This is a genomic window from Prescottella equi (genome assembly GCF_002094305.1).
In the GTDB taxonomy this organism is placed as follows: Bacteria; Actinomycetota; Actinomycetes; order Mycobacteriales; family Mycobacteriaceae; genus Prescottella; species Prescottella equi.
The window spans coordinates 872,100-884,325 of record NZ_LWTX01000001.1; the positions used below are offsets into that span (position 1 = coordinate 872,100).

Below are 12,226 nucleotides of genomic sequence, written 5' to 3' on the forward strand. Positions count from 1 at the left end.
GTCAGCAGACGCCGCCCGACCCGATTCCACGGCGGGACCCTGGTCGTACCGTCTCCGCCGACCCGATAACGTTACGGGAGTGAGTGCTATCCCTTACTGCGATGACGTGTTGGACCGCTCGATCCCGCTGCTTCAGTTGGCGGACGTGTCGAAGCAGATGGGCATCGTTGTCACCCACGTCCATCAGCTGCTGCGCGACCACAAGCTGATCGCGGTCCGCCGCGACAGCGTCGTCGGTGTTCCCGAGGCGTTCTTCGGCGACGACGGCCAGCCGGTCCGGCTGCTGTCGGGCCTCATCGTCGTGCTGCGCGACGGCGGATTCGACGACGAGGAGATTCTGCGCTGGCTCTTCACCGAGGACGAGTCGCTGTCCGCCACGCCCATCGAGACGATGCACACCGACCAGGCGCGTGAAGTGGTTCGCCGCGCCCAGTCGATGGCCTTCTGACACAGCACCGCGTAGCGGCCGGGCGGCGGGTCAGACCTGTCGCCCGGCCGTACCTGCTCTCGCCCGGGTGGCGCGCACCAGCAGCGGCAGCGCCACCGCGAGCCGTCGGCGCCTCGACACGACCGCGCGACGATCGAACACCCGGAACCCGCTGCGTTCCACCTCGTCGAGGATCTCCGAGTAGAGCGTGTAGGCCGCCCGGATGCCCGGCCGAGCCCGCGGATCGAGCATGTTCAGCCCCGGCTCGGCCTCGCGATAGAGCGCCCGGGTGAGGGCCGCGACGTGTCCCAGTGCTCGCCGCACTCGCGGATCGACGAGGCCCGTCTCCCGGCAGTGCCGCAGCAGCTCCGTGTCCACGCCGAACGCGGCCAGGTCGTCCGCCGGCAGATACACCCGGCCCCGCGCGAGATCCTCGCCGACGTCGCGCACGAAGTTCGTCAGCTGGAAGGCCTCGCCGAGCGCCGCGGCATGCGGCTTCGCCTCGTCGAGACGTGTCGTGGTGCCGAGGACCGGCAGCATCTGCAGCCCGATCACGACCGCCGATCCGTACATGTAGCGCCGCAATGTCGCCATGTCCGGGTACACGTCCTGGAAGTCCGGGGTGCCCGGGATGTCCATCCGCATCGAAGCGAGGAATGCGCGGAAGTACTCGACCGGAATCGCGTACCGGTCGATGGTGTCCGCGACCGCCCGCACGACCGGCCCGGACCGGGGGTCGGTCACCGGACGTCCGGCGAGCGCGGCGGCGAGCTCGGCCTCGATTCGGTCGACCGCGGCGATCCGCTCGGCGGCCGGGTCGGCCGCGTTGTCGGCACTGTTCACGTCCACGACGTCGTCGACGGTGCGGGCGAACCCGTACAGGGCGTGCACCGCCGGCCGCCGATCCGCGGGCAGCAGTCGCGTTGCGAGGTAGTACGTCCTACCGTGCTCGGCGGCGAGTTCACGGCACATCCGATAGGCCGCGCCCAGATCGGAGTCCCGTGGCGGTGTCACAGCGGTGACGGGCGCCGATCGGGACCGCTGACCAGTGCCTCGGAGACGGCTGTGGCTTCCGGTGCCTCCGGCAGGCGGATGTCCGGTGTCGGCTCGGCGACCGACCGCAGTCGCAGCGGATCGACCGTCTTGAGGGACACCGCGGCCACGACCGCGACGAACGTCGCGAGCGCGACATGCAGGAATGTGTAGAGGCCGATCGATCCGTCGGGCTGGAAGACGAGCATGAGCCACGTCGACAGGCCGACGAGGACCTGCAGGGTGCGGGTCGACATCGCGAAGCCCGCTGCGATCGCGAGCGGCCACGAGTAGTACCAGGGCAGGGCGGCCGGGGACAGGATCACGATCGCGACGAGGGCGATGAGGATGCCCAGTACCGCGTCGCGTTCGGTGCGCCGGAAGCGCCACCACACCCAGACGAGGGTCGTGACGAGGGCGACCGCGCAGATGGCGCGGGTGACCTCGAGGACCGGGGCCAGCGTCGCGCCGGTGAACCAGCCCGTGCCGACGGTCACGAGATGCGCCATGATCGTCGGCAGCGACAGCCAGTTGATGATCTTCGCGGACCCCTGCAGCGCCGTGAGCCAGCCGAGCCCGACACCTGCGACCGCCGACGCCGCGGTGAAGACCGCGACGAACACCGCGACACCGATGCCGGCCGTCTTCACGAACGATGCCAGCGGGGTGGCGGGCTCGCGGCCCTCGGCCTGGGCGCGCTCGCGTTCGTGGATCATCCAGATCCACACGATGAACGGCAGCGCGATCCCGGCCATCGCCTTGACCGCGACTCCGATCGCGATGACCGCCACCGCCGGAACATGCTTGCGATCGAGGGCCAGCGTGACGCCCGCGACCATGAGGCCGACCATGAGCAGCTCGTTGTGGACGCCGCCGACGAGGTGGATGAGGACCAGTGGATTGAGCACCGCGAGCCACAGCGCGATCGCCGGGTTGCCGCCCAACTGCCGGGCGAGGCGGGGCAGCGCCCACATCATCAGCGCGAGGCCCGGGAGCATCGTCAGGCGCAGCATCATGGTGCCGGCGATCACGTTGTCGCCGGTGAGGCTGGTGATGCCCTGGCCCAGCAGCAGCGAGATCGGCCCGTACGGCGCGGTCGTCGTGGTCCACACATTGCTGACGTTGTCGAGCAGGATGCCGGGGTTGGCGACCGGCCCCACCGCGTACGGGTCGAACCCGTCCCGCAGGAGCGCGCCCTGAGCCAGATACGAGTAGGCGTCGCGACTGAACATCGGCACCGCGAGGAGCATCGGGGCGGTCCAGATCGGCACCGTCCACATGAGGGCACGAACCCCGACCCGGCTCTTGATCGCGGAGCGGCCCAGTCGCACCCAGGCGGCAACCATTGCGAGGACGCCCGCCCAGATGACTATCGTGGACAACACGTAGCCGTGCCCGAACCGCAGCCACGACAGGTTGGCGTCCTCGAGCAGAGGGTCGTGCCGGCGCACGCTGCCGGCACCGAAGCCGCCGAACGTGATCATCAGCGCGCCGATGAACCCGAGCACGGTGGCGTGGCCTTCGGGAGTGCGCAGATAGTCGCCGGCGGCGCGCAGCCACGAACGGTCGGACGCGGTGTCGAGGGGTCCGGAAGGGGCCGACATCGGTACAGATTCCTCCCCCGGATGAGGTGCTCGATCACCGTCGGCCGACGCTGGACGGCCGCGCGGTACTGGACGGCTAGTCAGTTTAGTGTGTCCCACCGGAATGTTCGGCATGCAGTCCGGAACGCGGCTTCCGTCCGCGTCCGTCGATGCGTTCGGCGGCCAGTTTCCCCGACACGATCACCGTGGGGACGCCCACACCGGGCGTCGTGCCGGAGCCCGCCAGAACGGCGTTGACCGGGTGTCGAGGCAGGTTTCGACGACGGAACGGCCCGGTCTGCCGGAACACGTGGGCGGCGGCGAACGGACTGCCCGCCGCCAAGCCCTGCGCGGCCCACGTCCCGGGCGAGTCGATGTGATCAACGACATAACCGGCGGTGATGCCGCGGTAGCCGCGCTGCTCGAGGGTGCGGAGCAGTTCACGGGCGTACGGCCCGGCCAGGGCGTCCCACGCGAACGGGGCGCTGTCGAGATTGGGGCACGGTGCCAGCACCGACAGCGGTTCGTGCCGGAGGCCGTCGCGTTCGACCAGCAAACCCGGATCGGTCACCGCGGGTCGGGTGATCAGCAGCGACGGATCGCTCATCAACCGGCCGCGACCCGGCCGCGCCGCGATCTCGGCGAACGTGCGCTCCCACTCGGCGCCGAAGTCGATCGTGTGGTGGTGCGGTGCGCCCCAGGCTGCCGAGACGTCGCACGGGACGGTGCCGTGCAGCACCACGGCGGACGGCGAGATCCGCAGCCGTCGGGACCGGCGGGCGGAGAGCAAGTCGTCGACGATCGGCAGGTCGGGAGTGAGCACCACGGCGTCGCACCCGAACGTCTCTCCGGCCGCGGTGCGCACCGCGTGTACCCGATCGCCGGACTGCTCGAGTGCCACCACCTCCGCCCCGAACTCGATCCGCCCACCTGCCGAGGTGAACGCGTCGGTCATCGCTTCGGCGATGGTGTGCATCCCGCCCTCGGGAAAGGAGACGCCCATCGAGGTGTCCATGTGCGCGATCGCGCCGTAGACGGCGAGAGCTTTCGCCGGCGCCACCCCGGCGTAGAGGGCCTGGAACGTGAAGATCCGGCGTAGGCGGGGGTCGCGGATCCGGCGGGCGACCTGATTGCCCAGGCGGCCGAAGCCCCCCGCGGCGATCAGCCTGGCCAGGTCCGTCGCGGAGGCGCGCGTGGCGAACAGGTCCAGTGGGGAATCGAAGTTCGCGTCGATGAACGTGTCGAACTCGGCGTCGAACACGCGACCGAGCCAGCGGCGCAGTTCCAGGTACCGGCGCGCCTCGTCCGCCCCACAGACCCGGGTCACCTCCGCGACCATCCGATCCGGGTCCGAATGCACGTCGATCGAGGAGCCGTCGGCGAACCGGGCGTGGTACGCGGGCGACAGGCGGTGCAGACGCAGGGGAGGCGTCGTCGTATCGAAGTCGGCGCCCACCGCGGCGAGGGCGTCGCGGACCAGTTCCGGCATGGTCAGCACGGTCGCGCCGTTGTCGATCACGTGGTCGGCGAATCGGTACGTCCCGACCCGGCCGCCCGGATGATCGCTCCGTTCCAGGACCGTCACCTCGTGTCCGCTGCCGCGCAGATGGAGGGCGGCGGCCAATCCCGCCAGCCCGGCGCCCACCACCACGACCCGGTCCGTCGCCCCGGGTACGACGCGCACGCCGACCACCGCGGTCAGGCGTCTCGTCGGGTGACCGCGATGGCCATCTCCCGCAGGCGCAGTTTGCCCTCGTCGGTGGCGGTACTGCCGTCGAGCGCACTGAGAGCGCTGTCGGTGAGCTCGCTGATGCGCCGCTCGGCGTCGTCGACGGCGCCGAGATCGGTGATGACCGAGCGCAGTGTCGCGACCTGGGCGTCGGACAGGTCGGTGCCGATCGACTCGCGTAGCAGCGCCGCGGCGGCCGGATCGGACGCGTCGGCCCGCTGCAGCGCTTCCGCGAACAGGACGGTGCGCTTGCCGGCGCGGAGATCGTCGCCGGACGGCTTGCCGGTGACCTCGGGGTCGCCGAACACGCCGAGCAGGTCGTCGCGCAACTGGAACGCGATGCCGATGTCGGTGCCGAACGTCCGGTAGGCGGCGACGAGTGCGTCGTCCGCGCCGGCGAGCGCCGCGCCCAGGTGCAGCGGACGTTCGATCGTGTAGGCGGCGGTCTTGTATCGGTCGACCCGCAACGCAGCTTCGACGGTCTCGTCGCCCCGGACCTCGCTGCTGATGTCGAGGAACTGGCCGCCGAGTACCTCGGTGCGCATGGCCGACCACACCGGCGAGATACGCGCCTGGGCGTCGGGCGACAGTCCCGCCTCCCGGATCATGTCGTCTGCCCATGCCAGCGCCAGATCGCCCAGCAGGATGGCGACTGCCCGGCCGAACTCCGCCGATCCGCCGCTCCAGTGGTGGGCACTGTGCTGGTCGGCGAACTCGACGTGCACGGTGGGGAAGCCGCGCCGCGTCGTCGAGGCGTCGATGATGTCGTCGTGGACCAGTGCGCACGCCTGCACCAGTTCGAGGGCCGACGCGGCCCGCAGCGCCGCCGGCGCTTCGGGCCCGGTGGCGTCCCCGCCGGCCCCGAGCCAGCCGGTCCAGACGAACATGGGACGCACCCGCTTGCCGCCGCGCAGCACGAAACTCTCGAGCGCGGCGACCGCCTCGGCGTAGCCGCCGCCGACGGTCTCGACCGTGCCGGCGCGCGAGGCGAAGAACTCCCGCAAGGCGTCCTCGACGGTATCGGTGAACGGTGGGACGGACGGCGAAGGGCGAGTGGACTCACCGGCTCCAGCGGACAGGACAGCCTCCAAATCGAGTTCTCGAAAAGCCTCCCGGCCAACCTTAGTGGTCCTCTCCACGGTCGCGTCGGGTGCTGCCCAGGTCCCGGCACGTGAGACGGGGAGCCGACGCGATGCGGTCCGACCAGTGCACTGAACCTATGCTTGGCGGGTGACATTCGATGCCGTCCGGGGGCGCAACAGCGCGGGATTCGTGACTCAGACCCCCTCGATCGTGGACCGGATCCGCTCGTCCGAAGCTTCGAAGAGCGGTCGGATTCCCTTCTCCGTCGAGTTCTCGCCGCCCCGCGACGAGGCCGCCGAAGCGCGGCTCTGGCGTGCGGTTCGCGAATTCGAGCGACTCGGACCGGCATTCGTGTCGATGACCTACGGCGCCGGCGGGTCGACGCGTGACCGCACCGTCCGCGTCACGGGTCAGTTGGCGGACGACACCACCCTTCTGCCCGTCGCGCACCTGACCGCGGTGGGGCACAGCATCGACGAACTGCGCGCGATGTGCGGGGCGTACGCCGACCGCGGCATCAGCAACATCTTGGTTCTGCGTGGGGATCCGCCGGGCGATCCGCTCGGCGATTGGGTCAAGCACCCCGACGGCGTCGAGTACGCCGAGGAGTTGGTGCGGCTGGTGCGCGACATGGGCGACTTCCACGTCGGTGTGGCGTCCTTCCCGGAGGGCCACTACCGCGCGCCCGACCTCGATCACGACACCAAATACCTGGTGCAGAAGCTGCGAGCGGGTGCCGAGTACTCGATCACCCAGATGTTCTTCGACGTCGAGGACTACCTGCGGTTGCGTGACCGCGTCGTCGCGTACGACCGCGAGCAGGGCGAGAAGCCGATCATCCCCGAGATCATGCCGATCACGTCGCTGCGCTCGGCGCGGCGCAGCCTGGAACTGTCGGGTTCGAGTCTGCCGCCCGCGCTCGAGGAACGTCTCACCCGCGCCGCGGGCGACGGACCCGACGAGAACCGGGCCGCGGTGCGCGAGATCGGCATCGAGGTCGCGACCGAGATGAGTGAGCGGCTCATCGCCGAGGGCGCGCCGTGCCTGCACTTCATTACGCTCAATTTCGCGCGGGCCACGGGCGAGGTGTTGGCGAACCTCGGGATGTCGGCCTCGGCGTCGGTCTGACCGTCAGGTCAGCTGTCGACCCTTCCACTGCAGTCGCCGGCGGCGGCGGTCGCGGTGCGACACCGCGACCAGTCGCACGAAGGCGGCGACGGACAGCGGATGCGCCGCCGCATCGGCCACATCCCGGCCACTGGGCGGTGAACCGCGTTCGACGGCCCGAGCGGTGATGCGTGAGGCGATCGCGGCCAGGTAGCCGGCGGTGCCCCAGACGCGGGTGCGGCCGCGACCGAACAGCATCGCGAGCGGCGGGACGGCGTAGGTCGCCGCGACCAGGGTCGTCACCACGGCCGCGCCCGCGGGCGACCCGAAGGCGGTCCACAGCCAGCGCGTGTACCCGTCCCGCAGCGCGTCCGCGTCCGTGTACATCCGGCAGTGCGCCCGCTCCTGCGCGGCGGCGACGACGGTGCGGCCGCCGCGGCGGCGCACGGCGCGCGCGATGTCGAGGTCCTCGGTGTGGCTGCCGGCGACAGGAGCGTGCCCGCCCATGCGGTAGTAGGCGGCGGCGTCGAACACCAGGAACTGCCCGCATGCGACGACGGTCGACGGGCGGGTACTGCGATTGGCGACGGTCACCGGCAGCGTCGAGAACCACGACCAGCACAGCAGGGGCTGGATCAGTCGCTCGGTGGCCGTCGCGGCATCCTGCCGCGGCCACGGTGAGACGAGGTCTGCTCCGCAGTCGCGCAGCGCGGTCACCGCCGCGGCGAGGGCGTCGGCCGCCAGACGCACGTCGGCGTCGAGGAAGACCAGCACGCCGGGCCGGGCCGGGTCCATCAGACGGGCTGCGCGGGTGGCGCCCTCGTGGCACGCCGCGTTCTTCCCGAGCCATCCCGGCGGCGGACCGTCGCCGGGGACGAGGGCGAACCGGCCGTCGCCCGCGAACGCCGACGTCGCGACCGCCGCGGTGCGGTCGGCCGAGTCGTCGTCGAGGACGATCACGCGCAGGGTGTCGAGGAGAGTCTGCCGCCGAAGATCTGCCACCAGATCGCCGATGCGACTCTCCTCGTTCCGGGCGGGCACCACCACCGTGACGGGTTCGGTGACGCGGCGTGCGTGGAGACGGGGGATCGTGCAGGCGTTGACGGCCGCGATCGCCGCCCCCGACAGCGCGACGAGCGCCGCGCTCCGGGTCACGAGCAGAGACGAACGCAGTGGACGGAGTGGGACTGCCATCGGAGTGGACCGGCTACCGCGTCGACGTCTCCAGGGATCTGTCGCGCTGCGGCCGCGGCGGAGTGTTGCGGTTGCGGTGGAGCCAGGCCATGCCGCCCACGATCAGCGCGACACCGATCGCCACGCCCGCCGACATGCCGGCCCAGCCGGCGAAGCTGCGGGTGCTGGGGTCCGCGTAGCGAACCTCGGCGCGCAGATTGGTGACCTCTCCCGCGGGCAGCTTCCACGTGACGGTCGAATCCCCATCCCGGGTGCCGTTGGTGGTGGCCACGCGGGCCGGGAACGCGATCGTGAACTGGACGTCGGTGCCCTGCGCCGGAACGTCCTCGAGATCGATGCGGCCGTCGAGGCTCACCAGGTCGCCGGCTCGCTGCAGCGACAACTGCAGTACGCCGGAGGTGTCGGCGGACATCGAGCCGAGATCACGTACCTCGCCGAACGACAGTCCGCTGAAGAACACCTGGGTGCCGACGTAACCGTCCTTGTCGTACTCCTGCACCCTCATCCGGTCGGCGAGCGAGTCGGGTGGTGTCAGCTGCGGCCCCTTGTCCTCCTCGTCCTTCGGCACGGTGGCTGCGACGATCTGGCCCGACACCTTGTCGTCCGCCGAGACACCCATCGAGACCTGCACCCGCAGGCAGCCGGCCAGCAGCGGCACGAGCAGCAGCGCGAGAACAGCGGCACCGAGCACCCGCGTGCGGGGGCGGCGGGACGACAGTGGGGGAGTCGGGCGGGAAGGCGGCTGCACAGCGATCATCGTGCCAGGCACCGGGATACGTGTCAGGCGGTAGGGGTGTTGTGCTGCTCGGCTCGGCGTGTGCGGGTGAGGTTCACGAGGAGCGGCACTCCGAGGACACCCATCGCGACGGCTCCGTAGACCGCCGAGTAACGCAGTTCCGGCGCGTCGAGGAAGACGGTGTGAGCCAACGCCGACCCGAGCCACGTCCACAGGAACAGCGCGATCGGGACCGCGTCGGACGCGGACACGGTCTCCGTTCGGCGATCGAGCAGATCGACCAGGACGGCCATCACCGCAGCGACGAGAAGCCAGCCCGCGTAGTTGGTCAGCGGAATGTGGGCGACGCCGGGCAGACCGGCGTCGGTGACGCACCACTGCCACTGACCGTCCGCGACCATCTGCGGGTCGAGATACAGGTCCCAGCCGACGACGCCGACCGTGGTGAGGACGATCCGCGAGAGCCGCTGCCGCGTCAGTCGCGACGCGACGCACCACACCGGGTAGAAGCCCGCCGTCCACGCGAACGGAACGACGAGCGGGACGTCGGCGATCGACCAGCCGAGACGTCCGGTGGCGTACTCGTAGCAGCCGTACGGGATGCCGGTCGCGGTGCCGACCACCACCTCCGACAGCAGACCGATACCTGCGGTCGCCGCGACCATGCCCGCCGCCCAGAGCTTTCCGCGCACGGCGATCGCGTGCAGGATCGAGGCGGCGGCGAGCAGGGCCACCACGGCGACCGTGACGGCGTCGCGGGGACCGCTGTGGACCAGCGGGTACGCGATCTGGGCGCCCACGGCGGCGATCGCGACGACGGCCGAGGCCCGCCGCACGGTGGTGTTCACCGGAGTTTCTTGCGCAGCGCCCGACGCCACCGGCCCCCGCGCGCGTCCAACAGCGCGATCCGGGCGGCGCTGCGGCCGCTGGCCCCGGACACGCCTCCGCCGGGGTGCGTCGATGCCCCCGTGAGGTAGAGGTTGTCGGCGTCGGGCACGCGTTGGCCGGCGAGTTCGGGCAGCGGCCGCCACAGCATCATCTGGTCGAGCGACATCTCCACGTGCATGACGTTGCCACCGAGCAACCCCATCTCGCGTTCGATGTCCGCCGGTGTCTGCACGTGACGGTGCCGGACGCTGTCCGCGAACCCCGGTGCGAGGGCGTCGACGCCCGCCACGATCCGGTCGGCCTCGCTCTCGCCCAGGCTCGCCCAGTCCCGTCCGCCCGACAGCCGGTACGGATGCCATTGCGACCACAACGTCACCTGGTGCTCGCCGGCAGGGGAGATGCTGGGGTCGATGCTGCTGAAACTCATCGCCAGGACCGCGGGCTCGGGCGGGAGTTCGCCGGCGAGCGCGGCGCCGTGGGCGGTGCGCAGTTGTGCGCGATCGGAGACCAGCAGTTGCAGGCCCGACGTCGTGGTGGTCGCGGACGCGTCGGCGGGTGCGCTCGGATACGACGGCAGGGCATCGGTGCCCAGCCGCAGCACCATCCCGATGCCGGGGCCGACCCGGATCCGGCGCCGCCAGCCGTCGAGCGTGGCGCGGTCGTAGCCGCCGCGCTCGAGCAGATCGAGGGTGGTCAGGATGTGGCAGCCGGCTACGACGTTCCGGGCGCGCACGCGCCGGCCCGATTCGGTGACGACCGTCCAGCAGTCCGCCGTCCGGCGCAGTTCGGTGACGCCGTCGCCGAGGCGGACGGTGCCACCGTCCGCCGTCAGTCGTGCCGACAGCGCCGCGGTCAGGGCGCCGCTGCCGCCCACCGCGCGACCGGGGGGCAGCGTGTGCATGAGTGCGGCGAAACCGACCATCGGCGCAGTGCCGGGTTCGGACATCGGGGGACCGGACTGGGCCCCGAACCAGGCCAGGGCTGCCTTGAGCGGTTCGCTGTCGAAGTACTCGTCGAGCAGCGCGTCGCCGGACGCGAGGAACTCGCGGGACAGCGCCGCACCGCCGTCTCCGGTGTCGAGGCCCCAGAACGAACGCAGCAGGTGACCGCCGGTGGGCGGCGCGGAGAACGAGCGCATCACGCGTTCGGACCGCGGACCCCACGTGCCGACGAAGCGGCGGTAGGCGTCGGCGTCGGCGCGTCCGCACGATTCCTCGATCGACCTGCACGTGCGGTCGAGACTGCGGTGGAAGACGATTCCGGGTCGCTCGGAGCCCGCGGGCGCCGGCGCGAACGCCCAGGGGTCGCAGTCGATGTAGCGGAGACCGTGGACCGCGAGATCGAGCTCCTCGATGATCCCGGTGTGCCGGATCATGATGTGCGCCGACGAGCCCCGATCCACCTTGTGCCCGGGGAATCGCTCGACCGTCGAGACGGCGCCGCCCACGACGGTGTCGCGCTCGAGCACCTCGACCGACCAGCCGTCCCGCGCGAGATAGCAGGCGGCGACCAGTGCGTTGTGCCCGGAGCCGATCACGACGGTGTCGAGGGCCGCATCCGAGCGCCGACGGATTTCCTGCGGTTGTCCGTTCACAGCGGCAAACCCCTTCCGAGGACGGCGAACGGGCGGCGGTCGCCCGCGAACGTGAAGTGCCGGACGACGTCTCGGAATCCGGTACGCCGGTACAGTCGCCAGGCCCGGTTGTCCTCCTCGGACACCTCGGGCGTCGACAGCAGGACCCCGCGTTCGGGGCGGTCGGCGAGGAGTCGGCGCAGCAGTCGTTCACCGAGACGATGCCCCTGGGCGCTCGGGTGCACGTGCAGTTCGGTCAGTTCGAAGTAGCTGCCGAGGATGTACTCGATCTGGTCCCGACTCCACCCCGTCGCCTGCATTCCGTGGCGGACCTGCTGTTGCCACCACTGGTCGGGGGCGCCGCGATACCCGTAGGCGATCGCGACGAGCGGACCGGGCCGATCGGGTTGCGCCGGATCGGGCCGGACGGCACCGACGGCTCGCCATCCCGGGCGCTGCGTGTGTTCGGTCCACAACGGCGCGCGGTGGAACTCCGTCCCGCGGGGGTAGTTCATGGCTTCGACGTAGATCGACAGGGCTTCCGGTAAGCGGGCACGCATGTCGGATACCGACAGGTCGACGACGACCGGCGTCGGATCCGGGTCGATACCGGAACTCTCGCCGGGGTTCGCATCCATGAGTGGGCTCACCCTTCTCTCTCTTGACGACGTGTCGGTGGGGCCAGCTATATTGAATAGGTCGAACGCATGTTCGATATTGGTGATCCGGTGATGCCGGTGATGTTCGAGGGAAGCGAACATCACCGGCTCACCGGTCCCGAGGTTCGTACTTCTGGGAGGTGCGCGAATCGTGGTCGAGGTCCAGTCGCGGACATCAGGTCCGAGAGTGAGGGTGCGGGGGTCGTCTGGGGCGG

At 70.8% G+C, this 12,226-nt stretch carries 11 protein-coding genes; 2 read left to right on the forward strand and 9 right to left on the reverse strand.

Annotated elements, in window-relative coordinates:
* Positions 1-79 precede the first annotated feature (79 nt).
* Positions 80-448, forward strand: coding sequence for an Rv2175c family DNA-binding protein (locus A6I89_RS04250; RefSeq protein ID WP_013416376.1), 369 nt, complete (start codon positions 80-82; stop codon positions 446-448).
* Between the two features lie 30 nt (positions 449-478).
* Here A6I89_RS04250 and A6I89_RS04255 read toward each other — a convergent pair whose 3' ends face one another.
* The 4 genes from A6I89_RS04255 to A6I89_RS04270 form a co-directional block, all read right to left on the reverse strand.
* Positions 479-1,399, reverse strand: coding sequence for a phytoene/squalene synthase family protein (locus A6I89_RS04255; protein WP_022596548.1), 921 nt, complete (start codon positions 1,397-1,399; stop codon positions 479-481).
* 38 nt (positions 1,400-1,437) lie between these two features.
* On the reverse strand, positions 1,438-3,063 hold the full coding sequence (locus tag A6I89_RS04260; protein WP_005512512.1) for an alpha-(1->6)-mannopyranosyltransferase A: 1,626 nt from the start codon (positions 3,061-3,063) through the stop codon (positions 1,438-1,440).
* A gap of 85 nt (positions 3,064-3,148) precedes the next feature.
* Positions 3,149-4,726, reverse strand: coding sequence for a phytoene desaturase family protein (gene crtI / locus A6I89_RS04265; protein WP_044991204.1), 1,578 nt, complete (start codon positions 4,724-4,726; stop codon positions 3,149-3,151).
* A gap of 14 nt (positions 4,727-4,740) precedes the next feature.
* The gene (locus A6I89_RS04270; protein ID WP_037084096.1) at positions 4,741-5,862 is read right to left on the reverse strand and encodes a polyprenyl synthetase family protein; all 1,122 of its coding nucleotides are present in this window, start codon (positions 5,860-5,862) and stop codon (positions 4,741-4,743) included.
* 181 nt (positions 5,863-6,043) lie between these two features.
* Between A6I89_RS04270 and A6I89_RS04275 the strand changes: the two genes are divergently transcribed.
* Positions 6,044-6,982 carry a methylenetetrahydrofolate reductase gene (locus A6I89_RS04275; RefSeq protein WP_013416372.1) on the forward strand — a complete coding sequence of 313 codons (939 nt, stop codon included), beginning with the start codon at positions 6,044-6,046 and terminating at the stop codon, positions 6,980-6,982.
* Positions 6,983-6,985: 3 nt separating this feature from the next.
* Here A6I89_RS04275 and A6I89_RS04280 read toward each other — a convergent pair whose 3' ends face one another.
* The 5 genes from A6I89_RS04280 to A6I89_RS04300 are packed head-to-tail and all read right to left on the reverse strand — an operon-like array spanning position 6,986 to position 11,990.
* Positions 6,986-8,155, reverse strand: a complete 1,170-nt coding sequence (locus A6I89_RS04280; RefSeq protein WP_022596543.1) for a glycosyltransferase family 2 protein — start codon at positions 8,153-8,155, stop codon at positions 6,986-6,988.
* A 13-nt stretch (positions 8,156-8,168) separates the two neighbouring features.
* Positions 8,169-8,903 (reverse strand): LppM family (lipo)protein, encoded by a 735-nt coding sequence (locus A6I89_RS04285; protein WP_044991202.1) that lies wholly within the window; start codon positions 8,901-8,903, stop codon positions 8,169-8,171.
* 32 nt (positions 8,904-8,935) lie between these two features.
* Positions 8,936-9,739: a carotenoid biosynthesis protein gene (locus A6I89_RS04290; protein ID WP_022596541.1), complete on the reverse strand. Its 804-nt coding sequence runs from the start codon at positions 9,737-9,739 to the stop codon at positions 8,936-8,938.
* The gene (locus A6I89_RS04295) at positions 9,736-11,373 is read right to left on the reverse strand and encodes a phytoene desaturase family protein (RefSeq protein WP_022596538.1); all 1,638 of its coding nucleotides are present in this window, start codon (positions 11,371-11,373) and stop codon (positions 9,736-9,738) included. Before A6I89_RS04295 ends, A6I89_RS04290 begins: the two co-directional genes overlap by 4 nt.
* Positions 11,370-11,990: a GNAT family N-acetyltransferase gene (locus A6I89_RS04300; protein ID WP_022596537.1), complete on the reverse strand. Its 621-nt coding sequence runs from the start codon at positions 11,988-11,990 to the stop codon at positions 11,370-11,372. Before A6I89_RS04300 ends, A6I89_RS04295 begins: the two co-directional genes overlap by 4 nt.
* Positions 11,991-12,226 lie beyond the last annotated feature (236 nt).

Bases quoted from the DNA above. Each gene is read 5' to 3' on its own strand.
- A6I89_RS04300 (WP_022596537.1), bottom strand. From the start codon at position 11,990: ATGGATGCGAACCCCGGCGAGAGTTCCGGTATCGACCCGGATCCGACG.
- A6I89_RS04260 (WP_005512512.1), bottom strand. From the start codon at position 3,063: ATGTCGGCCCCTTCCGGACCCCTCGACACCGCGTCCGACCGTTCGTGG.
- A6I89_RS04280 (WP_022596543.1), bottom strand. From the start codon at position 8,155: ATGGCAGTCCCACTCCGTCCACTGCGTTCGTCTCTGCTCGTGACCCGG.
- A6I89_RS04255 (WP_022596548.1), bottom strand. From the start codon at position 1,399: ATGTGCCGTGAACTCGCCGCCGAGCACGGTAGGACGTACTACCTCGCA.